26 protein-coding genes and 1 tRNA gene are annotated in these 25231 nt (G+C 35.6%); 20 read left to right on the forward strand and 7 right to left on the reverse strand.

What is annotated here, in order from left to right; genetic code table 11:
* Positions 1-278: 278 nt before the first annotated feature.
* Together QW128_01515 and QW128_01520 are read left to right on the forward strand one after the other, a co-directional pair.
* Positions 279-956, forward strand: coding sequence for a hypothetical protein (locus tag QW128_01515; protein MEM3832265.1), 678 nt, complete (start codon positions 279-281; stop codon positions 954-956).
* Positions 957-1006: 50 nt separating this feature from the next.
* Positions 1007-1918 (forward strand): inorganic phosphate transporter, encoded by a 912-nt coding sequence (locus QW128_01520; protein ID MEM3832266.1) that lies wholly within the window; start codon positions 1007-1009, stop codon positions 1916-1918.
* Here QW128_01520 and QW128_01525 read toward each other — a convergent pair.
* Positions 1895-2566 carry a DUF47 family protein gene (locus QW128_01525; protein ID MEM3832267.1) on the reverse strand — a complete coding sequence of 224 codons (672 nt, stop codon included), beginning with the start codon at positions 2564-2566 and terminating at the stop codon, positions 1895-1897. The genes QW128_01520 and QW128_01525 overlap by 24 nt on opposite strands.
* Before the next feature lie 173 nt (positions 2567-2739).
* On the opposite strand from QW128_01525, the gene QW128_01530 reads away from it, so the two are divergent.
* The 9 genes from QW128_01530 to QW128_01570 all read left to right on the forward strand — a co-directional run bounded on the left by QW128_01530 (position 2740) and on the right by QW128_01570 (position 10804).
* Positions 2740-2877 (forward strand): hypothetical protein, encoded by a 138-nt coding sequence (locus QW128_01530; GenBank protein MEM3832268.1) that lies wholly within the window; start codon positions 2740-2742, stop codon positions 2875-2877.
* 253 nt (positions 2878-3130) lie between these two features.
* Complete coding sequence (gene asnS, locus QW128_01535) at positions 3131-4417, forward strand: asparagine--tRNA ligase (protein ID MEM3832269.1); 1287 nt, start codon at positions 3131-3133, stop codon at positions 4415-4417.
* Positions 4418-4429: 12 nt separating this feature from the next.
* Positions 4430-4711: a hypothetical protein gene (locus tag QW128_01540; GenBank protein ID MEM3832270.1), complete on the forward strand. Its 282-nt coding sequence runs from the start codon at positions 4430-4432 to the stop codon at positions 4709-4711.
* Positions 4701-6083 carry a M48 family metalloprotease gene (locus QW128_01545; protein MEM3832271.1) on the forward strand — a complete coding sequence of 461 codons (1383 nt, stop codon included), beginning with the start codon at positions 4701-4703 and terminating at the stop codon, positions 6081-6083. The genes QW128_01540 and QW128_01545 overlap by 11 nt, the downstream gene beginning before the upstream one ends.
* Positions 6084-6511: 428 nt before the next feature.
* The gene (locus QW128_01550; GenBank protein ID MEM3832272.1) at positions 6512-7150 is read left to right on the forward strand and encodes a Snf7 family protein; all 639 of its coding nucleotides are present in this window, start codon (positions 6512-6514) and stop codon (positions 7148-7150) included.
* Positions 7151-7324: 174 nt separating this feature from the next.
* Positions 7325-8173 (forward strand): hypothetical protein, encoded by an 849-nt coding sequence (locus QW128_01555; GenBank protein ID MEM3832273.1) that lies wholly within the window; start codon positions 7325-7327, stop codon positions 8171-8173.
* Between the two features lie 22 nt (positions 8174-8195).
* Positions 8196-9338, forward strand: coding sequence for an AAA family ATPase (locus QW128_01560; GenBank protein MEM3832274.1), 1143 nt, complete (start codon positions 8196-8198; stop codon positions 9336-9338).
* A gap of 95 nt (positions 9339-9433) precedes the next feature.
* Positions 9434-10336 carry a hypothetical protein gene (locus tag QW128_01565; GenBank protein ID MEM3832275.1) on the forward strand — a complete coding sequence of 301 codons (903 nt, stop codon included), beginning with the start codon at positions 9434-9436 and terminating at the stop codon, positions 10334-10336.
* Positions 10337-10519: 183 nt separating this feature from the next.
* Positions 10520-10804 carry a hypothetical protein gene (locus QW128_01570; protein ID MEM3832276.1) on the forward strand — a complete coding sequence of 95 codons (285 nt, stop codon included), beginning with the start codon at positions 10520-10522 and terminating at the stop codon, positions 10802-10804.
* On the opposite strand, the gene QW128_01575 is transcribed toward QW128_01570, so the two are convergent.
* On the reverse strand, positions 10782-11756 hold the full coding sequence (locus tag QW128_01575) for a ribose 1,5-bisphosphate isomerase (protein ID MEM3832277.1): 975 nt from the start codon (positions 11754-11756) through the stop codon (positions 10782-10784). The genes QW128_01570 and QW128_01575 overlap by 23 nt on opposite strands.
* A gap of 322 nt (positions 11757-12078) precedes the next feature.
* On the opposite strand from QW128_01575, the gene QW128_01580 reads away from it, so the two are divergent.
* From QW128_01580 to QW128_01595, 4 genes are all read left to right on the forward strand, one after another.
* The gene (locus QW128_01580; GenBank protein ID MEM3832278.1) at positions 12079-12687 is read left to right on the forward strand and encodes an IS607 family transposase; all 609 of its coding nucleotides are present in this window, start codon (positions 12079-12081) and stop codon (positions 12685-12687) included.
* A complete protein-coding gene (locus QW128_01585) occupies positions 12662-13156 on the forward strand; it encodes a hypothetical protein (GenBank protein ID MEM3832279.1) in 495 nt (164 codons plus the stop codon). The genes QW128_01580 and QW128_01585 overlap by 26 nt, the downstream gene beginning before the upstream one ends.
* Before the next feature lie 515 nt (positions 13157-13671).
* Entirely contained in the window at positions 13672-14643 is a 972-nt protein-coding gene (locus QW128_01590) for a DUF4931 domain-containing protein (protein MEM3832280.1), read from the forward strand.
* A gap of 25 nt (positions 14644-14668) precedes the next feature.
* On the forward strand, positions 14669-15532 hold the full coding sequence (locus QW128_01595; GenBank protein MEM3832281.1) for an ABC transporter substrate-binding protein: 864 nt from the start codon (positions 14669-14671) through the stop codon (positions 15530-15532).
* On the opposite strand, the gene QW128_01600 is transcribed toward QW128_01595, so the two are convergent.
* Complete coding sequence (locus QW128_01600) at positions 15529-15981, reverse strand: thioredoxin family protein (protein ID MEM3832282.1); 453 nt, start codon at positions 15979-15981, stop codon at positions 15529-15531. The two genes, QW128_01595 and QW128_01600, sit on opposite strands and share 4 nt — an antisense overlap.
* A gap of 205 nt (positions 15982-16186) precedes the next feature.
* Here QW128_01600 and QW128_01605 point away from each other — a divergent pair, with 205 nt between their 5' ends.
* On the forward strand, positions 16187-16975 hold the full coding sequence (locus QW128_01605) for a gamma-glutamyl-gamma-aminobutyrate hydrolase family protein (protein ID MEM3832283.1): 789 nt from the start codon (positions 16187-16189) through the stop codon (positions 16973-16975).
* Positions 16976-17505: 530 nt separating this feature from the next.
* A tRNA-Glu gene (locus tag QW128_01610) sits at positions 17506-17618 on the forward strand.
* Here the strand turns inward: QW128_01610 and QW128_01615 are convergent.
* The gene (locus QW128_01615) at positions 17619-18191 is read right to left on the reverse strand and encodes a thymidine kinase (protein ID MEM3832284.1); all 573 of its coding nucleotides are present in this window, start codon (positions 18189-18191) and stop codon (positions 17619-17621) included.
* 91 nt (positions 18192-18282) lie between these two features.
* On the opposite strand from QW128_01615, the gene ppdK reads away from it, so the two are divergent.
* The 3 genes from ppdK (at position 18283) to amrS (ending at position 22854) form a co-directional block, all read left to right on the forward strand.
* Positions 18283-20958, forward strand: coding sequence for a pyruvate, phosphate dikinase (gene ppdK / locus QW128_01620; GenBank protein MEM3832285.1), 2676 nt, complete (start codon positions 18283-18285; stop codon positions 20956-20958).
* A gap of 85 nt (positions 20959-21043) precedes the next feature.
* Positions 21044-21652 carry a type 1 glutamine amidotransferase domain-containing protein gene (locus tag QW128_01625; protein MEM3832286.1) on the forward strand — a complete coding sequence of 203 codons (609 nt, stop codon included), beginning with the start codon at positions 21044-21046 and terminating at the stop codon, positions 21650-21652.
* 95 nt (positions 21653-21747) lie between these two features.
* Complete coding sequence (amrS, locus tag QW128_01630) at positions 21748-22854, forward strand: AmmeMemoRadiSam system radical SAM enzyme (protein ID MEM3832287.1); 1107 nt, start codon at positions 21748-21750, stop codon at positions 22852-22854.
* An 8-nt stretch (positions 22855-22862) separates the two neighbouring features.
* Here amrS and QW128_01635 read toward each other — a convergent pair whose 3' ends face one another.
* The 3 genes from QW128_01635 to QW128_01645 form a co-directional block, all read right to left on the reverse strand.
* On the reverse strand, positions 22863-23777 hold the full coding sequence (locus QW128_01635; GenBank protein MEM3832288.1) for a dihydrodipicolinate synthase family protein: 915 nt from the start codon (positions 23775-23777) through the stop codon (positions 22863-22865).
* A 102-nt stretch (positions 23778-23879) separates the two neighbouring features.
* Complete coding sequence (locus tag QW128_01640) at positions 23880-25052, reverse strand: transposase (protein MEM3832289.1); 1173 nt, start codon at positions 25050-25052, stop codon at positions 23880-23882.
* Positions 25019-25213 (reverse strand): helix-turn-helix domain-containing protein, encoded by a 195-nt coding sequence (locus QW128_01645; protein MEM3832290.1) that lies wholly within the window; start codon positions 25211-25213, stop codon positions 25019-25021. Before QW128_01645 ends, QW128_01640 begins: the two co-directional genes overlap by 34 nt.
* Positions 25214-25231: the final 18 nt, after the last annotated feature.

Raw genomic sequence — 25231 nt, forward strand, 5'->3', positions numbered from 1 at the left:
AGAATAAGAAAGAGAATGATACATTTACTCCTTAATATTTGATTAAACAATCTTCACTGAAGCTGAAAGATCTTCAGTTCCTTAAAACCAACCTCTTATTATATTGAGTTCTGATATGAGTGATTCACTCAAAAAGCTTATGGCTAACTTAAGCTTATCAGCAATCATAGGACTGAAGTTCTAGATTCCCTTGTCTAATTTTTCTGTAAGGAAGGGTTATTTTTATTAAATAAATTTATTTACATCTCAATAATTACAATTAAAGAGAATGGGTGCTATTGATCACTATTAAACGAACAACAAGACGATTGATTAGGATTATTCACAGTCCACACGCATTAATAGAGGAAGTACTGGTAGCCCCAGATCTATTGAGTCCAATGATGGCTTTCATAATGTTTCTGCTCTTTTCCATGTTTAAATCGTATGCTTTTGCATCGAAGATTATAGAGGTTAATGGGGTTTTTGGAAATACTTTTCAATATTATTCTTCTGAGCTTACCATATATTTTATAGAAGGATCCGGTTTAATATTGTTCTCGACTATGCTTCTTGTTCTCGTTTCTGTAAGGCATGAATATTATAAAGTATTTGTGTTGTTCTCGTTTTATTTGTTACTACTGCTTGGTCTTGGACGATTAATTTCTGGGATTACAATGCTTTTTCTTCCAAGAATGCAATATAGCTACGAGCTTGGCATTCCGTTATCTGTTCAATTTCAAGAGGCATTAATCAAATGGTCACAATCTAATAGCATTTATTATATTCTGAATGTTTTCATTGCCGATGTAGTACCTATAACCTGGTGTATTATTCTTCAATCTTATGCTGCAAGTGAGCTTTTGCGCGCTAATAGATTAGCTGCTACGTTTATGCTAATTTCAGCATGGATTGGTGTAAGGATTATAATAGTCAGAGCGTTAATGACAATATTATATGGTGTTCCTTTTGTTTGAGGTGAGCAGAAATTATTAGAGAGCTTATAATTTTATCTGTTGGTATCATTTTGAGTTTGACGAGTGGTGGAAATAATTCTGCTATTGGTCCAGCCATTCTCATGGGTTCAGGTATTTTTAAGAGAAAAAGTGCAATATTTTCTTGTGCTATAGGAATACTTGCTGGTGTTATAATAAATGCAACGTTGATGATTAATTATGGTAGTACATTGATTGTTAATAGCAAATCTAGCGAGCTCTTACCTGTAATGATTTCATCGATAATCACTCTTGTATTATTGAGTGCATTCGGTGTTCCTACATCAGTATCTCAGTTGGTGATAGTTTCTATAGCAGGATTCGCTGCTGCAGGAATATTTATAATCAATTGGGACTATTTTTTATTCACTGTTGTATCATGGATAGTTAGTGTTGTATTATCAGTATTTTTGTCAGCATTTTTTTATAATATTTTTTATCAATATTCGTTTTCAAAGCCTTATGTAGGTTTGAGTTTTAAGGTAAAACTTCTAATTATGTTTATGAGTTTGTATAATTCGTACCTGGTTGGAGCAAATGTGATCGGTTTTGTTATATCTATTATTAGGGTTTCTTTGACACAGATTGGTCATACTGAACTTTTGTTAATTAATGGTATTGCTGGTGCATTAGGATTACTCGTAATAAGCAAAAAAATATTTATTGAAGTTGGTTTTCGTCTTAGCAGACTGGGTCGTATAGCAACTTTGTCAGCCCTTCTTTCATCTAATATTATAATACAATTTTTCACAGTAATGGGTATGCCAATATCAGTAACTCAAACAGTAACAGGGAGCTTAATTGGTATAAGTCTTGCTAAAGGAAGTTTACGTATTGGTAGTTCTATGAAAATGTTTAAGAATTGGATAATAACACCAGTTATTGGGGTTGTCATTTCCCTGTTTGTATATTTTGTGCTTTTAACTTTTTACGGCAAAATATAAGAGTTGTAAAACATCACCAACATCCTCAGCATTATCGACAATATTATCCATAAAGAGAATGATATCCTTAATTTGAAGTAGTGTTAATACGCTAATTACTTTTTCATCCATGTTATATATACGTTTCATCAATAACATTTTCATTTCATCAACCTGGACTTCCAGCGACTTAATTTCATCTATAAGTTTTATTGATTCGTCGATGTTAGCAATAAGCTTGCTTACTGAAAAATACATCGTTTCAATAGCCTTCACACATAATTTCACATAAGCACTAAGCTCTGGTTCTAAAATACTCAGTATTTTTTCATCAAACTTTCTCTGAGTCATAATTCTAGACGTATCCTTTATTGAATCCATTACCTCATCTATTTTCTCAGTTAACATCAATATTGTTTCTCTGAAATCCGGCATGTATGCTTCTTTAAAGATTTTTGTAGCGATCTCTTCCCGCTTAACATCAGTTTTATGTTCTTCTCTAGCAATTTCTAAACTCTTTTCTATTGCATATCCCCAATCTCCACTCTTTAATTTCTGAAATAAATCATCAAGTAAAAAGATAGAATCACGTACAATAATGGCTTGTTCCACTATCATTCGTAAAATATCATACTCCTTACTCTGTAATAGGCTTCTAATACTTTTCATTACAACGCAATCTTTTTTATAGAACAACGTATATAAATACTTTTTATTCATCCTTCAATGGAGTTAGGTTGCAGTTTCTGAATAGCTAGCTTTTTTGCATTATCTTTTCACTTATGCGCGACGTTCAGTGGGTAAGTTAATAAACCGAATGAGCATCCATGAAACTCTAGAATGTGGAGCGCTTCACTGTTGTTCCCGAAAGCCTGCTCATGAAACTTTTAAGACTGAGACAGATAATAATAAAACGTTACGTTAACTATCCAACAACAGAACTCGCATGTACTGTTCTTAAATTTTTATGCAAGAATTAAACATTCTTAAGAGTGAAAGCTAACATTTTTTACTGAAAGTCTTGTTCTTTCAGTAAAAAGTTATGAAAACTTCATGAATTGTTCGTCTGATCTTTCAACTTGATTAATCTTTGCTTAAATTATTCAACATCTTTATTTTGTATGTAGATATGTAAAGATGTTTTTAAAGCGATAAATATTTTTGTTTGTGTCAGATAAAATGAGCTGAGTAGTGGAGTGGTCAGGTGTGACAAATAATGTAAGAAAGATTGTACTGGGTAAGAAGATGTTTATATCAGATATAATTCTTAAGGATGAGGGTTCAGAGGTTGAGTTATTAGGTTGGGCTGAAAATTTAAGAGTTCACGGTGGTTTAACTTTTATTAATTTAAGGGATAGCACCGGGTCAATACAAGTTGCTATTAGAAAGAATATTGTTGGTGAAGATGTTTATAACATGATAACACAATTGGATAGGGAGGCATCTTTAAGGATTATTGGTACATTAAGGAAGGACCCTAGGGCTCCTGGTGGTGTTGAGATTAGTGCCAAGTTTGTTGAGATTATAGGTGTTTCCCGTGATTTCCCTATAAGGAGGGGTGTGGGTAAAAAGTTTTTGCTTGATCATAGACATTTACAACTTCGAAGGCCTAAAACTATTGCTGTTCTAAGGATAAGGGAATCAGCCATAAAAGGTTTTAGAGAGTGGCTTGATGCGAATGGGTTTGTAGAAGTGCAGGCTCCTATATTTATCACTGCAGCAGTTGAGGGTGGAGCAACATTATTTCCTGTGAGGTATTTTGGTAAAACAGCTTATTTAACACAGAGCTCGCAATTTTATTTAGAAGCTGCTATTTTCGCATTTGAGAAAGTTTACTCATTAGAACCTTCATTTAGAGCTGAAAAATCAAGAACGCCTAAGCATCTTACTGAGTTTTGGCATCTAGAGGCTGAAGTGGCTTTTGCTAATCATGATGATATAATGCGTGTAGAAGAAGAGTTGGTATACCATGCTGCAAAGAAGGTTATTGAAGAGAGAAAACGTGAGCTAGCAATTTTAGGAAGAGATAAGATAAAGATTCCTGAACCATCATATCCAAGAATTACTTATGATGAAGCTTTGGATCTGCTTTCTTCTAAGGGGATTTCCATGAAATGGGGTGAAGACTTTGGTGCCGAAGCCGAAAAAGTTCTAGCGAATAGTTTTGATACCCCGTTTTTTGTAACGAAATTCCCAGTCTCTACTAGGTCATTTTATCATATGCCCGATCCCCAAAGGCCAGAAGTTACTCTTTCATCAGATTTCTATGCTCCTGAGTTAGGAGAAATAACCAGCGGTGGTCAAAGGATACATGACCTAGATCTACTGCTTAGGAGGATTAAAGATTTTGGTCTTAAACCAGAAGATTATGAATGGTATCTTGATCTTCGCAGGTATGGGTCTGTTCCGCATGCTGGATTCGGTCTTGGAATAGAAAGATTTATAAAATGGATAGCAGGACTTCCACATATTAGAGATTCCGTTATGTTTCCAAGAACACCAACACGAATATATCCTTAAAGCGTGAGAAGAATGACATTTTGGTACTACTTCATCAAAGATATCGAGAAGCTTATAAAGCACGAGGCTCGCATGATGGGATTAAAGATAAATAGTGAATCAGCACGGTATTTAGGTTTAAAAGCATACTACCACACAGTTCAAAATGAGAGTTCAGCCGATGATGTAGAGAGACAACTCATAGAAAACTTTAATGAACTAATCTCATACATACAATCACAATTACTAACAATTTATGGTCAAGTCAGTATTTCAAGAAGATTAAACTACTTAGGTGACTTTGATGTTGGCTAATCCGGGGTATAACAACATACCATTCATATACCGACTACCAGAATCTTTAAATAAAAATGATGTAAAGAAAAGAATTGAGGAAAAAAATATACCATTCACAGAAACAACATTCCAGAATCACAGCGCAATAGAAATATTTTTACAACAAATAAATGCGCGAGTAATAATAGTTCCTGACGAAGAGCCAATGGTAGTAATTTGGTCGAATGGAGATATTAAAACCGCTAATAAAGCATATGAGATAATAAAGGGCTTACTTTATCCAGTTATAACGTTACAACAACCGGCAAAATCTATTGCTTTCCTTTTTACAGATAAATATTACTTAACAGAAAAATCGAGGATGGAAAATATTTTACTAAAACTTTTTTTAGGAAATCCAATCGCCATGGTTGGTATATTGATTATAATTGCCACAATTGGTTTTTACTTTTTAGGATATTATTTACCGATAGTATTAGTTCTGGGTCAATATATAATCTTGCTATTTTCAGATAAAATAATGTTAAAGATTAGTGATTATAAAATCACAGAAGATGATCGTCACGCGCACATAGTTGAATGTTGGATAACGGATAATGAATACGCAAAAAGTATTAATATAATATCTAAAAATAAAGCCCAGATTAAAAAAGAAATTTATGAACAAACCATAAAAATGAACAATTCTGTGGATGCTCTGACAGTAACAAGCATATTAAATAAATATGGTATAAATGTTTTGAACGTTAAGATAACCAGTATAGATATATATAAACTAGTTGATGAAGTAAGAAAAAACTTTCGCATTAGTATACCTAGGATCACTCTAATAAACACAACAATATCAAACGCTGCAGCAACAGGCATCTCAAAAAAATATGCCACAATAGCAATAACAATCGGCTTACTGATGACATTAAAAGAAAATGAAATTAAAGCCGTCATTGCTCACGAGTTTAGCCACATAGTTAATCATGATCCTATAGTAGTATCAACATTATTCTCCATCGAATACACTGTAAGAATATTCATAACGTTAAATCTACCAATCATATTAGCTTATTTATACCTAATGTTCTCCTTCACCACAGTATTCTTCATAGCAAAATTTTTTGAAGAAAGAGCAGATTTAATGGGAGCATTTTATACAAATAGTGCTGATTCTCTCACAGAAGCATTAAAGAGAATTGGATATAGAAGACTTAAGTATGAACAAGACTATTCTACTAGGGCTTATTCATGGTTAAAATGGTTCGATGCTCATCCACCAATATCATATAGAATAGAGCGATTATCTAAGAAAATCAGCGAAAAAGACCTATCAATAACAAACATTGCTCGCGAATGTTTTTCAGATTTACTCAGAAGCATCAAACTAATGTTAGGATAAAATATTTTACTTCTCCTTTAAAGTACATGTTTAAACTACATTTAAAATTCTCATGCAATAAATCTTTCTTTCATTTCTTAGTTAATAATGTAGGATTTTTGGTTAAAATTCCTTTTAAGGGTTTTCTCACATTTCTCCTCTGCATCATTAATTATTTTTTTAATATGACCTTCAGTTTCGCTTTAGACTTTTTAGCTTCTAAATATTTTTAAAGAAACTTCATTATTGGTTCTCTCTTTTTGAGACCTGTCTATTTCTTCTATTATTTTTGTCATAGTGCTTTAATTTCTATTTTATAATTCTTACATGAAATGTTTTGCTATCATCTAATAAACATTTTATAATGTTTTTTCATTTGTGCTTTGATACACGCAAAATACTTCTCTTTTATTTTAGTATTTTGTTATCACAGATTTGGTGATAAATAAATGGCAAACTTCGCAAGAAGATGGGAAAGAGAGCCAAAAGAGCCTCTTTCAGGAAGAATAAGGGATGCGGTATACCCATCACCACCGCTAAAGAATAAGATCGACCAGGTGACAAGAAAACTTGAAACTCAGACCATGAAGCTTGATCAGCTTTATCACCGTTTACAAGAACGAGACCGCAGACTTTTTGAACAATTGGTTAATGCATATATAAAGAATGATACTGATCGTGCATACATGTACGCCAATGAGGTAGCTGGAGTAAGAAAAGTTGCCAAAGTTGTACTTCAAAGTAAAATAGCACTAGAATCTGTAATATTAAGACTTGGCACAATTAAGGAGATAGGTGATGTTGTAGCTGCAATCGAACCTGCAATAGGTGTTGTGAATGCTGTTAAGAGACAATTAATAGGTATATTACCTGAAGCTGAGAGAGAATTAGGTGACATAGGTGAAGCACTAACATCTGTACTCACTGAAGCTGGAGAGATCTCAGGTGTTCACTTTGGAGCTTTCGGACCACAGAGTGAAGAAGCCGAAAAGATACTCAAGGAAGCACAGGTTGTTGCTGAAAGCAGGAGTAAAGAGTTTTCAGAGCTTCCAAGTCCAGAAAAAGAGAAGGGCCCCGCAACCACATAAAACTAGGTGTATAATATGGACGCCGCAGGCTACGCACATGCCTTAGCGGCGGATGATGCAAATAGTCTAAATAATTTTTTATTTTCATATTATTTTTTCTTTTTTATTGGTAATCGGTTTTTCTCACACTTCTTTCATTCATCTCCCTTAATTATGGGAGGAGGTTGATCTATCATGGTTAGAATAAATCTTTTAAAGAGAAGACGTGCCCTTAAAGACATAATCAATGATACTATGATAAAACTTAGAAATTATGTTTCACGTTTAGAGTTAGCCAAGTACAGGTTGAAGAAAAAAGAGAAAGAGATGTTCGACAAGATTGTAACAGCCCAGGTATCAGGGAAATCTCAATATGCTACTATGTATGCTAACGAGGTAGCTGAACTAAGAAAGTTAGTTAGATCTGTTGAAAGTGCAAGTATCTCATTAGAACAATTGTTATTAAGGCTAGAGACAATTGTTGAGCTTGGTGATGCAGCAAGCCTACTCTCATCATTACAAGGTCTTATAAGTGATATTCGTACTGTAATACCTCAGGTTGCACCAGAACTTGAAAATGACATTGAAGTTTTATCAAATGCAGTGCTTGAGCAGTTAGGTGCAAAATATCCAAGCACATTTGAATCATTACCTTTAGATACGAGTGACGTAGATATAAATAAAATCTTAAAAGAAGCTGCTGATGCTGCAGGTGCTATGATAAAAGAAAAGTCCTTATTACCAGAACCTCCTACAGCATCCAAAGAGAAGATTACTGATAAAGTTCAGAAAATTGTTGAGTCTATTAGCATAGGAGAAAGCCAATTATCAAGGTCTGATAAAAGTTCAAGTACTCAAAATAAAGTCATAAACGTGAGAACTGAAAAACTTCTCTCTCTAGAAGACAAAGTCTATTTATGGGTTATAGAACACAATGGCGAACTTAATGTGATGGATTGCGCTAGATATTTGGGTGTCTCTCCTGATGATATAAGGAAAGCTGTAGACAATTTAAGTCGTGCTGGTAAATTAAAACCTGAGTAAATCATCCGGGAGTAGGTAGCAGATGTATGCAAGTAAAGAATTATTAGACAATGCAAGAGAAAACGCCATCAAAGCTATCCAATATGAAAATAACAAACAATATAGTGAAGCAATTAGATATTATAGGAGAGCCATAGATGCATTATCGAAATTAATCGAATTGTATCCATATAGTATAATGAACAGGAATTATGCACGTTACATAATGATGTATAGAAACAAGGTCGAAGAACTCGAAAAATTATTAGAAGATCAAGCCGAAGAAATTGGTAACTATTATGGTACTAATGAAAAAGAAAAATCTAACATTGATACAGAGTATGTTTTAGAAGGAAGACCAAATGTTAGATGGGAAGATATTATCGATCTTGAGGATGCAAAAAGAGCAATAGTCCATTCAGTGGTATATCCAATAAAAAGACGCGATCTTTTCCCATTGGGTTGGCCAAGAGGTATTCTTCTTTTTGGGCCGCCTGGTTGTGGTAAGACCATGTTAATGGCGGCTGTTGCAAATGAAATCAATGCCACAGTAATGCTTATTGATAGTTCTAATGTTATGTCAAAATGGCTTGGTGAATCGGAAAAAAATATTGCTAAAGTATTTAGAGAGGCAAGAAGATTAGAATCTCAGAACAGGCCAGTAATAATTCTTATGGATGAGATTGACGCATTAGCATCAATACATTTTCAGGAAGTCGGTGGTGAGACTAGAATGCGCACTCAACTACTTAAAGAAATGGATGGATTGATGGAAAAAGAGAGAGATCGTCTTATATTTGTCATCGGAACTACTAATAAACCTTGGATGTTAGATGAAGCTTTTATAAGGCGTTTCCAAAAAAGAATACTCGTGCCACCCCCAGATTTTAAGTCAAGAGTTGGGTTGTTTAAATTCTATACATCAAAGCTTAAACTAGATCCCTCTGTAGATCTCGAAGAATTAGCTAAAATAACTGACGGTTATTCAGCCAGTGATATTCTAGATGTGTGTAGAGATGCGTACATAAGAGTTATTGAGGAGTTCTTTGAATATAACGATAAAAGTGAACCTAGAAGAATTACGATGGAAGATTTTAGGATTGTGATCAAAAATAGAAAACCAAGTATAACCAAAGATATGATAGAACGTTATCAAAAATGGTTTGAACAACATAAAGCACTTTGATCACAATCATACTATGATTTCAAAATCTGAAGTTAAGATCACAATTTTTAGGAAGGTTTATATTTAGATTTGATGTATTTCTTACAGATAAAGAAATGATTAACGTTAAAAGTGTATCTATCGATTATCTTAGAGAAAGATTGTACGAGTTAAACGAAAGGAATAATGATAGAATAGAGAAACGAATGAGTAAAATAGGTATTAACAAAATTTCTTTATCAAAAGAATCTTTAATCTTTGGGATAATGCTTGTAGGCATTCTAGACCAGCAAAACAACATTACTAAAGCCAGAACACTTCACCTCGCATGGAAACTAATAAACAAAATAGGTGATATCGCAACATCAATCAAATCATATACAGATGAAGAACATGTATTCTTAGCATTCTCAACAATCAAGCAAGCAAAAAGCATGAGTGAAGCACAAATCAGAAAAATATCCAAAACAGTAAGTATAATTGCTAAGTGGATAATAAACAGTAACACCGAGGATTTAACAGATCTTTCATGGAGTCTTGTAAATATAATAAAAGACGAAACCGATCAATACACAAGTCCAGAGTATGATGAAAAAAGGCAAACAATAAACGATATTATTTCAAATGGTAAACCAAAAAATCAAAAAGATGCATTCAATATTCTTCGCCAAGCACTAAGTGCACTACCTGGTTGTAATCTAGAATTTGCAGATATAGTAATCTGGCAGATAACAATGGTCTATGGATTATGGGAGAGTGTTCATAATGAAATCAGAATACCAATCACTAATTCTCTATTAAGACCATTAACAGAATTAGGATTCATAACACAAGAAGATGCAAAAATACCGGATAAAGAAAGGATATCAATGATAGTTAAAAAAATAAGCGTTGAACTTTTTCCCGAAAATCCAAAAATACTCTCTGCATTAGAACTTGTTGGAAAGTACTGGTGCGGTAATAAAGTTAAATATTGCTCATCATGTCCACTATATATTGTGTGCCCTAGACTAGTATAATTGCTATAAAAAAATTTAGTAAATAGCTAAACATTATTTGAATAAAAACAATTCAATCTGTATCAAAATTTTATTAGAGTAAACCGAATATGCAAAACTTTCATCATAAAAAGTCATACTATTTCATGCAATAAGCTATAAATACTTTATTCTGAAATTTTATAATGCTCAAAGGTGTGTTAAATGCCGATGACTGTGGTGTGTGGAGCCTGTGGTTATATTCTGTATTATGATAACGAGGAGTCTATCGGGCCTGTCGATGTGATCAGGAGATACAGCACTAACGGTCGCTGTCCCAGGTGCAGAACAAGACTTTCACCAGAAATACCAAGGAAATTAATCGTAGAACCAGCAAAAACAATGAAGAGCAGAAAAGCAATAGCTCTGAGATACTGGTACCTTACAAAACACAGAACACTCACAGCACAGAAAACAAAAGCAAAACTCAAACGTCCTCCACCACCCTAGACGGAAACTCTTCCCCTAATGTCCAGCCATATTCTTCTACGAGAATTAGTGCTACACCTATTGGAGGAATTATACCTTTTTCCGTTATTATAGCGCTTATATATTGTGGTGGTGTAATGTCAAATGCGGGGTTTCTCACGTTAATTTTGTACTTTTCAATAAAACTTTTATCAACAACCTCAGTATGATCTCTTTCCTCAATTTCGATCATTTCTCCTATCATAGTATTTGGACTGAATTTGTAAGTCTCTGCTGCACTATAGAATGGGACATTCATAGTTTTCGCTAATAGTGCTAGCTGTGAAGTACCGATTTTATTAACCAAAGCACCATGTGATGATATAGCATCTGCTCCTACTAATACTAAATCAGCATTTCTAAGAAAATAGCCTGCGGCTGAGTCTATAACAAGTGTAACGTCTATGCCTTCACGACTTAACTCAAACGCAGTAATATATCCTTGATATTTTGGTCGTGTTTCATTGACGTACACTTTAATGTTTTTTCCCATTTTATGAGCAGTTACTAATATTGATGTGACCACGGAACTATTACAATGAGTATATACAGTATAATCACCATCTATTAATCTAGACCCAAACTCACTTATCAATTTCACAGCCTCGTATGATCGTGAAATAAATGAATTACCAGCCATTATAACGACATTTCGTAAGTATTCAGCATCATGAGATTTTTTCATAGCATCATATAATTTTTTGAGTATAAATCTGACACTATTGGGTAACGTTACCGCTGTAGGTCTTGTGCTTAACAGTATTTTAGATACCTCGTTTATATACTTTACAAAATCACCATGTTCCTGTGGATCGTATAATTGTGCAGCATTGATCAGCGCTTCTGCAGCATAACGTCCTATTTTCACTGCACCTCTAACTTTCATTGTTCTAATATTATCAGCCATTAGTATTACTTTCTCAGGAATTTGCATAACATATTAATTATCAAAGAAGCTAATAAAGATATATAGCAACTTAAAAAACACTTCTTTCTGACCTCACAACTGAAAGTCTCTTATAACTGTTGTTATTTCTTAATTCGAACAAGCTGCTGGAGATGGTTCTAGAGTTTTCTAGACTGAGGATAGTGAAGTGGGTTGTTATGCTTGCTTCCCTAGCAGGAGCTGGTTTGACATACCACAAACTCAATACAATGAAACCTCAAACAAAGAAGCAGAAAATCTCCCACTTTAGCCGTAAAAAACAGTTTCAAAATAGATAGACTTAAATAGACGTAAGTCGTAATATCTCTTGATGGAGAAGCTTTACACTCTCAAAGAGGCTAAGAGGCTTCTGGGCGTTACAACTAGGACTATTCAGAGGTGGGATAAGGGGGGCAAGATTAGGTGTGTTAGGACTGTTGGTGGCAGGAGGAGGGTTCCTGAAAGCGAGATTAAGCGCATTCTAGGCTTAAGGGAAGAGAGGATTGTTATTGGGTATGCAAGGGTTTCATCTTCAACACAAAAGGATGATTTGGAAAGACAGAAACAACTTATTTCAAGTTACGCTAAAGAGAAAGGTTACGGTGAAGTTCAGGTTCTTTCAGATGTAGGCTCTGGGCTTAATGAGAATAGAAGGAATTTTCTAAAGCTCTTAGACATGGTTTTTGAGAGAAAGATCTCAAAGGTTATAGTTGCTTACGAGGATAGGCTTACAAGGTTTGGGATTGAAACTCTAAGGAGAGTGTTCTCAGTTTTTGGGACGGAGATAGAGGTGATAAACCATGAAGAGAGGACACCCCATGAAGAGCTTGTTGAAGACTTAATCACTATAGTCTCGAGCTTTGCTGGAAGGATCTACGGCTTGAGATCCCATGAGTATGAGAAGGTTGTTGAAGGTGTCAAACAGCTCATATCAGGTTAGAGCATATAACATTAAGCATGGCTACGAAGTTTCAGGCTTCTTAGAAATGTATAGGCTGATGCTTCAGAGGGCGATAGACGAAATATGGGCTAGGATTAGGTGGGTTGAGAAACTCGATAGATTTGGGAGGCGCAGGATCATCCCAATCATACCTAAAGATGGAGCGTTCAAGAACCATTACCTAAGGGATTTGTTGATGAAGGATTGGCCCTACTCAAAGCACTACGTCGACTCAGCTATTAAGCAGGCATACAGCATCGTGAAATCTTGGAGGAGAAATTATATTAGAGGCGAGAGGAGTGGGGAGGAGCCTACCGTCAAGAAAAGGTTTGTCAGAATCAAGGAGACATTATATAGCTTTAGGGATGGAAAGATAAGGGTGAGCGTTAAACCTTACAGGGAGTATCTGGAGTTCGACATCTCAAAGGCATGGTTTTTAAAGAGGGTAAGGGGAGAGTTAGGGTTCTGAGTTAAGTAGAGATTCATAGTGTTTTATCACCTCTACTCAACCCTTCCCTCTCGATTAGCTCATCGAGGGCTTTCGGGGTAAACCCGACATCCCCACATCCGAAGGTCAACCCCCCAGCTCACCCATCCCCATAGGAAGTCATGCTTCCAGAGTAGAGGGGACACTAAAACGTATGAGCAAACCATATTTAAACCTATCTGCTCTGAAAATACTGACAAAGACAGCTAAACGCTGCCATAAACTTATACCTTCAGATGGAGGGGCTTTCTCCAAGCAAATGGCTCTTTAATGAGCTGATGAAGGCTTGGAGCGTGTTCACCCTGACAGGGGGAGAGGCCGATGAGGGCTCCTATGAACTCGTGAGGAGTCCTAGGCTGGTGAAACCCAAGAGTTACGCAAGTCTATCTAAGACTACGTAGCTCAGAACCCATGGAAAGTGTTAAAACTGAAAAATTTATCAGGAGAAGAAAGAGGTGAATGTTAACTTAATATGTTAGTGAGCAAATATTTGATTTGTGACTGAAGTCAGATTTGATAAACTGCTTAATAGGGTAGTAATAGTTTCACCAAAAAGAGCTTTGAGACCTCATGATACGTCAAAAGAACGTGAGCAATATTCGACAGTATTATGTCCGTTCTGTCCAGGTAATGAAAAAATGACACCGCAAGCAATTTTCTATTATCATAAAGTTAATAATGAAATTGTGCTTGACTCTGATAAAAATGGTGAACGTTCATCAAATTGGCTTACTAGGGTCTTTCCAAATCTATATCCCATATTTTCTATTGAAGATAGTCCTATAAATTATCATTATGTTATCGTCGATACACCTAATCATGATGACACATTAGCCTCCATGAGTGAAGAGCAAATAAGTTTATTACTATTAAGCATAATTGAGCTGATAGAAAGACTTTATAAAGAGCAATTAATAAAGTATGTTCACATATTTAAAAATTATGGAAAAGATGCTGGTGCTTCATTACTGCATTCTCATAGTCAAGTCATTGCACTTACATTCGTCCCACCATTGATATCAGACGAGCTAAAACGATTCCATGAGGAATGTTTTTTATGCAAGACAATAGAACGTGAACGAAAGGAGGGAAGGGTAATTTATGAAAATAATTCATTCACAGTGTTTGCTCCTTGGTCCACTATACAACCATACGAATTCTGGATAGCACCATTAAAACATGAACCAATTATTACCAAAAACAGTGTTAATACATTATCCCACATAATTTCATTGATGTTTAAAGCGTTAAATGAAGTTATTGGTGATGTAAGCTATAATATGTGGTTTCACATTTCACCAAAGATAAACTCTGACTTTATTAGAGACTTTCATTGGCATATTGAAGTCCAACCAAAAATTTCAACATGGGCCTCATTAGAATTAGGTGCAAACGTATATGTAAATACGTTATCACCAGAAGATGCTACAAAAAATTTAAAAAACATTATAAACAAATCAACTTTATAGGTTAGAGGTTTCATACGCATTTTAGGTGGTTCACATTAAGATCTACAATCCTGAAGTGGGATACGTTGATGTTCCTGAAAAACCTGAAAGAATAATAAGCTTCTCTGAATCAATTACTGAAACTATTTTCATGCTAGGAGCAGGTGATAGAATCGTAGGTGTAGATTCATGGTCACAAAGACCGAGAGAAGCCATGAGAAAACGTAAAGTTGGTGATTATGTGCATCTCAAGTTAGATGTTGTTGAAGAATTAAAACCTGACCTCATATTAACAGCAACAGGTGTACAAAGAACCATTATAGAACAATTAAAAAGCAAGGGCTATCCAGTATATCCCATACCAATACCTATAAGCGTCTATGAAATCATTAACAATGTACTCATCATCGGAGGATTAATAGGAGAACAGGAACAGGCACTTAAACTAGCTGATGACCTCATGAACAATATCGAAAAATTTAAAAAGAGAGCTCTAAAAAATTCTTTGAAAGCTTATATAGAAATTGATCTAGGAGGACCAACAATCCCAGCCTATTTCTCGCACATCACGAGCGCATTAAGATTACTCAACATAATCAACGTATATGGTCATGAGAAACAATCATACTTATACGGTATGCAAATACCAGGATTCCCAGTGTTCGATCTATCAGATGTAATAAGAAAAGACCCAGATTTAATTATATATGAATCAAAAAATAAATTCCCAACTAAAGATGAACTCGCAGAAATTATAAAAAAGAGAAATTGGGAAAGCATAAAAGCAGTAAGAGAGAACAAAATGATAACAATACCAAACGATACATTAGCCCATTATGGACCCAGCTTCTTCAACGAACTAGAAAAAGTTATTCAAGAGCTTAAACTCCAAGCAAACATAACGATTTAATCCTTAAACCTTAAAGATACTATTTTCTCAAGATCCATCTCAATGCTGCCAGTCGAAGGATTCTCTATAATTCTCCCTAACTCTGTCCAATTCTCATCATAAATTATCATCGTAGGTATTTTCACTAAACCAAACTTAGTACTTAACTCATCACCCTTATTAACTTCATGTATAGAAAGACGAATTAAACCTAGATGATCAGCTATTCTCACCAACGCAGGTACATTCCTCCTACTGTCCGGGCACCATTCCGCAGCCAGCACAAGGATATTAACCATCCTACCATTAAGGAGCTTTTCTATATGTCTTACAACCTTTTTATTGATCTTATATTCATCATAAGCAGCTTTAAAAAGTAACTTATAAATCTCAGACATGTCCTCTACATATTTCTTAAAATTCTTACCTCTCATGAATACATCCTTAATAATTTCTGTAGTAAGAGACATACCAATCTTTATAATAATTTTTGATCTAATATTTTTTATTAAACATGTATATTCTTGATTAGATTTGTTTCATGATCTTTTTAATGCAAATTCTCCTTTTTAGTTTCTATAATAATTTAGAAAATTTAATTCATTTTTCACTGACCATTAAATTCTTACTGAATAATTTCTTAGAGTTAGTTAAAAATATTATGCGGATTGTTTTATGAAAGCGTTGAGGAGTATGAGACCTTTCATAGGTATTACAAGTTATACTGTAAATGGGGCTTCAATAGACAGACCAAAGAGACCAAACGCATACGAATATACTTTTCAAATCTTATCGATGGACTATGTGCTAGCTGTTATTAGAGCAGGAGGCGTTCCAGTAGTTATACCTCCAACAACTGATGAAGCATTGCTGGAATCTTATGTTGAAAAACTTGACGGTTTCATATTTACTGGTGGTGATGACATTTCGCCTTACTTTTACGGTGAGAGTCCTGTTAGAGGATTAGGTACTGTGGATGTTGAAAGAGATATTTATGAGTTAAATCTTATCAAAATGATACTGAAAAGAAATAAGCCATTACTAGCAATCTGCAGAGGTATTCAAGTACTGAACGTTGCTTTAGGAGGTACGCTTTACCAAGACTTGCCCACTGAACATCCGAGCAAAATTAACCATAGCTATACGATTTCATCAAAAAGTTATCCTTCACATTATGTAAGAATTGATGAAAAATCAAAGCTTGCAAAAATTACAGGTATGCTTAGACTTGCTGTTAATAGTTTTCACCACCAAGCTATTAAAATGCTCGGTAAAGGATTGCGAGCCACGGCATGGTCTGATGACGACATAATAGAAGCTGTAGAACTTGAAGGAGAAAATTTAATATTAGGCGTACAATGGCATCCTGAAACAATGGCAGAAAAAGATATATATTCACAAAAAATATTCAACGCACTGATCAATGAGATCATAATAAAAAGAACAACAAATACTGTCTCTTAAGACATTAGCACTCCTCACGACTATTGAGAGCATCTCATAAACGTAGTACTCCCTCTCATATACAGTTGATTCACATTTTCCATGACACTAGTAGTCCACAAGCTTTGGGAACAACCTTTTGTTTATCATTCTTCTACATTCTCACGTACTTCATCAAGAATGCCTCATGCGGAGTTAGTGTCTGCTGTGCTATAGGGTCTAAAACTATGATCTTGGAATGTAAATCATATATTTCAGTAATACTCTTCTCATTAACACATCCAAGCTCACTCAATGCTTTTCGTTCTCTCTCATTTTTTACGTTAGTGAAAAGCAAATCATTTTTCCTGCTATTTCAGAAGCATGCTCGTATTCTATCCACAACCATCTACTCAAAACAGGTTCACAATGTTCAATAATGATCTTAAAGGATTTGCACGTCATAATTATGTGATACTGTTAAAGATTATAAAGTTTCTGAGAATTCTAAGAACAAACAATTAAACGTAAAGTTAATATTTAAATAGTCCTTTTTATCCATGAGTAAATGTGCCCCGGTCGTATAGAGGGCATGGGAACCCGTAAAATCCGGACAAGTATTCCGGCCTTTCGAGCACACTGCGTGGAGAGCCGGAGATCCCGGGTTCAAATCCCGGCCGGGGCACTATTCTGGCTTACCTGGAACAATGTGATGGAGTCTACATCTTGCTTCATATAGTTCTTTACCACCAACCATAATTCGTGGGCTATCATACGGTGCAGGATTTCCATCGATGAGACGTTGGGTCCTCGTTGCCTCCTTACCACAAATAGTACACACAGCTGTTAAATAGTATATTGAGTCTGCTCTGACAAGAAAGTCAGCCATGATTTCAAAAGGTTCTCCTCTAAAATCAAGGTTTAAACCTGATATTATCACTCTTTTACCCTCATTCACAAAATCTTCACATAATTTTACAATTGTTCGAGGAAAAAATTGTACTTCATCAATACCTATGACATCTAAATTATTAGAAATCTGACGCATAATTAACATACCTTCTTCATTAGTAGGAATGACGTATGCTTGATATCTTAAACCGTTATGTGTAACAACCTCACTTTCACTGTATCTTCTATCTAAAGCAGGTTTAAAGATTGCAACTCGTTTTTTGGCATATACTGCTCTTTCAATAAGACGTATTAATTCGGAGGTCTTGCCAGCAAACATAGGTCCAGTGATCACTTCAAGACTCATATCACTTAAAATTACACAATACAAAATAAAACTTTATCTTTCCAACTGAAACTTTAAATTTATGTAAATATTTCTCAGCTTGGTGTTTATAGTGCCAAAACGCGTATACACATTCGAAGAAGCTGATTACGAAAATGTGAAACTCTTTGGCGGTAAGGGAGCAGGCTTAGCTATGATGGCTCATTTAGGTTTACCAGTTCCACCAGGTATTATAATTACAACTGACGTATGTAAAGAGTATTATGCAAACGGAAGACAGTTACCAAACGACTTAATGAGAGAGATAAGAGAAGGCATTAAGTATATTGAGGCAAAATCAGGACGAAAATTCGGAGACCCAGAAAATCCGCTTTTAGTTTCTGTGCGATCAGGAGCGCCAGTTTCAATGCCAGGCATGATGGATACAGTACTTAACTTGGGCATTAATGATAAGACTATCAACGGTTTAACCAGACAACTTGGTAGTGAGAGGGCTGCCTACGATGCTTATAGGCGATTTCTTCAAATGTATGGCAAGATAGTTTTAGGTATTGATGAGAAATTATTTAACGATCATTTCGAAAGCATAAAAAGGAAATATAATGCAAAATACGATGCAGATTTAGATGTGGACGCATTAAAAGAAATTGTAGATGGGTTTAAGAGGATTATAATGAGAGAACGAGGTAATAAATGGGCTGATGATCCATGGAAACAATTAGAACTAGCAATAGCAGCAGTTTTTGATTCTTGGGAAAGTCCTAGAGCAGTATTTTACAGAAAGGTTAACAACATAACACCTGATGTGGCGGATGGAAGTGCTGTTAACGTTGTGATGATGGTATTCGGTAATGCAGGATATGATTCAGCAACCGGTGTAGTATTCAGTAGAAATCCAGCAACGGGTGAAAATGAGCTTTACGGTGAATATTTGCCATTAGCGCAAGGAGAGGACGTTGTAGCAGGCATAAGAACACCTCGTTCTATTAAAGAGCTCAAAGAAACAATGCCTGAAGTATACAATCAACTTTATGAAGGTTCAAAGAAACTTGAACAATTCAAAAAAGAAATACAGGACATCGAATTCACCATTGAGCACGGAAAACTTTACTTCTTACAGACGCGCAACGGAAAAATTGGTCCAATAGCAATGGTTAAAACATCAGTAGACATGTATAAGGAAGGTTTCCTCACAAAAGAGGAAGCTGTATTAAGAGTTAAACCAGAACACATACAACAACTGCTATATCCAAGAATTGATCCCAAGGAAAAAACAGTGTCAATAGCACAGGGTTTAGCTTCATCACCAGGTGCAGTATCAGGTATGGCAGTATTTGATGCGGACTCCGCTGTTGCATGGGCTGCAAAAGGTAAAAGTGTAATACTGGTCAGAGAGGAGACAAAACCAGACGATGTTCATGGAATGTACGCATCAATAGGTATACTTACATCTAGAGGAGGGATGACAAGTCACGCAGCAGTTGTAGCTAGAGCTATTGGAAAACCATGCATTGTTGGATGTGAGGCCTTAGAAGTAGATCATGAAAAAAGGTTATTCAAAGTCAAGAATACTGATATAATTGTAAAGGAGGGTGATTGGTTAACGATCGATGGTTTTACAGGAAACGTATACCTTGGTCAAATAAAAACTGTACAGCCTGAACCAATACCCGAATTTTATGAATTACTAGGATGGGCAAACGAACTCAAACGTTTAGGTGTGTGGGCAAATGCTGACCAACCAGATGATGCAAAAATTGCTAGAAAATTTGGTGCAGAAGGAATTGGTTTATTAAGGACTGAAAGAATGTTCAGAAAACCTGAAAGATTAGCAATATTTAGGAAAGTGATACTTAGTGATAATCCTGAAGAAAGAAGAGAGGGAATCAAAGAACTCATACCTTTGATGAAAAAAGATTTCTTAGAAATCTTTGAAATAATGGAAGGATTACCAGTCATAGTTAGACTCTTTGATCCCCCAATACACGAGTTCCTCCCAAGTGAAGACGAACTGGTAAACCAGATCGCAGAACTAAAAGCGAAAGGTGCTGATAAGACAAAAATCGCTGAGTTAGAAAGAGAACTCAGAAAAATTAGATTATTCAAAGAAGCAAATCCGATGATGGGACACAGAGGGGTAAGATTAGGTGTCACAAATCCAGAGATTTATGAAGCACAAGTGACAGCAATACTAAGTGCAGCAGCTGAATTAATTAAAAGTGGTAAAAACATATTAGTCGAGATCATGGTACCACAGGTGGCAATAGCAACTGAACTCGCATACATAAAAGAGAAAGTCGTAGAACCAGTAGCGAAACAAATAGAAACACAATACGGTATTAAAGTTCCATTCAAATACGGAACCATGATAGAAGTTGTTCGTGCATGCTTAACAGCAGATGAAATAGCAAAAGTTGCTGATTTCTTTAGCTTTGGAACAAACGATCTTACACAAGGAGTATTCAGTTTTAGCAGGGATGATGTAGAGAACAAATTTATGCCGAAATACCTTGAGGCAAAAATACTAGAAAGTGACCCATTCGAAAACATAGATGTAAGCGGTGTTGGAAAGTTAGTTGAAATTGCAGTAAAACTTGGTAGAAGTTCAAGACCAGACCTGGAAATAGGTGTCTGTGGGGAACATGGTGGTGATCCAAAAAGCATTGAATTCTTCCATAAAGCTGGATTAACGTATGTGAGCGCATCACCATACAGAATACCTGTAGCAAGATTAGTGGCAGCACACGCGGCTATAAAAGAGAAAGGCATTAAATTATCAAAATACTAAACATTGCTAATTTATATCCAAAATTTTGCTTTTAAAAAATATAAAGATATATTCTTGTTAAACAATCTAATCATAGGTGAATTTTATGGTAGAAGCTGGGATAGCAAATAGAGCACTTATTCTTATCGATGAAGGATTTGAAGAAGTTGAATTCTTTTATCCCTATTATAGGCTTATCGAGGCAGATTTTCAGGTAGATGTAGCATCAACCGAGGCAGGAAAAATTAAAGGTAAGCATGGTTTAGAATTTGAGGCAAAATGTCCTGCAAAAAATCTTAAAGGAATAGCGTACGATATAATAGTGATACCAGGTGGTTGGGGACCGGATCGGTTAAGACGAGACGCTGAAGTACTTAGGATAATTAAGGAGGCGTTCGAAGAATATAGAGTAATAGCAGCAATCTGCCATGGACCCCAAGTACTAATCTCTGTAGGAATCTTAAAAAATAAAAAAGTTACCGGAGCTAGGGCAATATGGGATGATTTAAAGAATGCTGGAGCCGAAGTCGTGAATGAAGCAGTAGTCGTTGATGGGAATATAGTTACATCACGTACACCATCAGATCTTCCTTATTTCATGAAAAAAATATTGGAATTAGTAGGTAAGTATCCTAAAGTCATCGAAACCATAGAGACAGGCAAAAGAACAGCAATAGTAAGAAAACGAAAAATAACGGAACAGGTTAGCAAGTAATTGTTGGCTCTTATCTGAAAAATCTTTTTAAATGCCAATGGTCAATGTAAACTTTTATAACTACCAAATTACATATATTATTGTGAGTGAGGTACTTGAAGGAAGCTGTTCTTTATAAGCCAATTGACAATGGGATAGTTGTGTGTACTGCATGTGCTAGATACTGTAGGGTACCAAAAAACAGTGTGGGATTTTGTGGTGTTCGTTGGAATATCGATGGAAAGCTCTACTTAATGGTTTACGGAAAAATAATAACCGCTCATATAGATCCCATAGAAAAAAAGCCTTTAGTTCATTACATGCCAGGTAGTATGGTATTCTCTATAGCTACAACAGGTTGCAATTGGGCATGTATGTACTGCCAAAACTATGATATAAGCCAGAGAAGAATCGTCGAAGGTTTTGACATCTCACCAGAAATGATAGTTAAATTAGCAAAAGCATACGGAGCTCATGGGCTCTCATACACTTACAATGAACCAACAATATTTGCGGAATTCGCGCACGATGTAGGCATACTTGCGCGCAAAGAAGGATTATTCAGCACGTTCGTGACAAACGGGTATCATACGCCAGAAGTAGATGCTATGTTATCAAAATTCCTTGATGCTGCAACAGTAGATTTTAAAGGTAATGCTGATGTAAAATTCCTTAGACACTATGTGACAATCCTTGATCCTGAACCAATCTTTCAATCTATATTAGAGATGAAAAGATATAATATTCACATAGAAATTACGGATCTTGTTGTTCCAGAAATAGGTGATGACCTTAATCAAGCTCGTAAATTAGTAAAATGGATCTATGATAATCTTGGTCCAGATGTTCCAATTCATTTTCTTAGATTTCATCCTGATTATAAACTAATGAATATACCATGGACGCCTATAGAAACACTTGAAAAGCATTATAAAATAGCTAGAGAAGAGGGATTAAAGTTTGCTTATATAGGGAATGTGCCAGGTCATCCCTTAGAGAATACTTACTGTCCTGAGTGTGGAACCCTTTTAATTAGGAGATATGGATTTGATATTTTAGAGTGGAATCTTGACGATCAGAATCGGTGCAAAAAATGTGGCGCGAAAATACCAATAGTTGGACAATTGAATCCTTCTTACGACAAAGATCGATTTATATACGTTCCCATGCATAGATATGCTAAATATTCACGCATTGAGACCGCTAAAGCAATAAAAAGTTAAAAGATAGTCTATATTTTTTCAAATTGAAATATTGCTTTAAACTTTTGAAATATCTCGTTCAACATCTTGTTTTGATCATTCGTAGCGGCTGTTAATGGAGGCCTTACGAATGGTTTTATTTGTGGATTAAGCATATTTAAGATTAATTTTGTGATTGTTGGTATTGATAATCCGAGCTTATCAATTGCTGAAATAAATTCAATCAAGTATTTATATAATTTCATGACTAGCATAAAATCTTTATCCATATATGCTTTAAAGATGTTCGAAAGAAGACCTGGTAAATAGTTTGCAGATGCCAAAATAGCTCCATCACCACCCAACATTAAAGTAGGTACAAATAAAAGGTCAGTTCCAGAAAAGACAGAGAAATCATTTCTTATGCTTTTTATTTCAATGATAATATCTTTAATGTAATTCATATCATCCACCGTTGCTTTTATGCCTATGACATTATTTTTCTCTAAAACGAGACGCTTAATCATATTTATTGGTATATTCACACCTGTTAATGATGGTATATTGTAAAGTACTAACGATGTATCAATTTTAGATGATATTGTCATATAATGATTTAGAAGTTCATCATTTTTTATCTTGTAATAGAATGGTGGTGCTACTACTACAGTCTTTACCCCTAGATCTTTGTATACCTTCATCAATTCAATAACACCATGTGTTGTGAGATCTGTTGCACCAGCTAGAATTTGAAAATTTTCTTTAGCTGATTCTATTGCAGTTTTCACAATTTTTATCTTTTCTTCTTTAGTAAGATGTGCAAATTCGCCTGTCGTTGATACAACGAAAGCTCCATTAACATTATTTCTCTCCAAATATTCTATCAACCATTTTATAGATTCTTCATCAACATTAAGATCATCTTTAAATGGCGTAACCATAGCGGCAAAAATTCCATTCAACATATAAACCACAATTATCTAGTATTTTTTCATTTATAAAAAGTTGTAATGCCACTAACTTAATGTATATGGTATAATTAAAAAATGGATAGTTGATTTTGGTACTCAATATTGGGTTCTGAGTTGAGTAGAAATGCATAGTGAATTGTTACTTTTATTCCTACTTAACCCTTCCCTCTCGATTAATTCGTTGAGGGCTCTCGGGGAGAACCCAATTCCCCGCATCTGAAGGTTCAACACCGCTATGATATTTCTATCCATTGTTAGTCCGCATTCTTCGCATCTCATTATCCTGCCCAGATAGGAAGCCATGCTTCCTGAGCAGACCGGGCAGGTTTTAGACGAGTTGGCTGGGTTAACGTATTTTACTGGTAGGTTAAGCCACTTCAGCTTGTATTCGAGCATAAACTGGAATGTTCTTGCGTTCCACTTTGAGAGCTTTCTATTCATGTCTTTAGACTTGTTGAGGATTCGCCCCTTTACACCTTTCAGGTTTTCAAGTATTGCTCCGCAGTTCTTCTCCTTGAGCTCCCCCGCAATCTGCGTGGTTAGTTTGTGCATGAAGTCCTCGGCTCTATTCTTCTCACGTCCAGAGTACTTCTCTAATAGTCTCTTTGAGGTTAGAGGCTTAATCTTAGATAACTTTTGTATCCTCTGTCTTTTAACCTCATAAACTCTATGAATATGGTAGAGCTCTCTTAAGTCATAGCGCTTAACCTCGCCATCTATGAACGCCATCACGTTCGTTAAGTTAACGTCAAATGATGCCCACTTCTCAGCCTTCGGCTCAACCCTCTTCTTAACTGTAATTATCAGCTCCTTCTCAGTCATAAGTAGTCCACCGACTTTATCAAAGTCTCTCGGAATCCACGAACACTTACTCAAGTCAACCTCAAGATAACGCTTATTAGGTTCAATGCTTACCTTCAGTATGCCGTTTCTGAAGCTGAAAAGCGTGCTCTTGATGTAGACTGTCCTCTTAGTTATCTCAGGCTTACCTTCAGCTTTCCCCTTGTTATAAAGGGTTATCCAGCCCTTAACAAGTCCTACGACAGAGTTCATTGCTGAATCAACGTAGTGTTTGGAGTATTTCCACTCCCGTAGCAGTTCATCTCTAAGCTCTCTCCTATCCTTTCTATCGAATTCGAGGTGAGCCTTCTCGGAAATTTTAACGTGCGAGAAGATTGCGTCTAAAGCCTTCCGCTTAACTTTGAAGTATTCTTCGATTAAATCCTTCGGAGCCTCTATTGGGATCCCGTAGCTCTTAACTGCCTCCATAGCCTCTCAACTTCGCTCTTGGGATATCTCAGCTTGCCAGTTGGGAGCCTAACTGCTCTAATAATGCCTTTCCTTTGCCACTCCCAGAGAGTCTTAACTGAGATGTTGAATATCTTTGCAACATCCTTTGGTCTAAGCAGTTCTTCGTAATCTCCAGACATCGTTAAGGATAAAGCAAT

It is taken from the genome of Thermoprotei archaeon, assembly GCA_038881895.1.
In the GTDB taxonomy this organism is placed as follows: domain Archaea; phylum Thermoproteota; class Thermoprotei; order Gearchaeales; family WAQG01; genus JAVZOV01.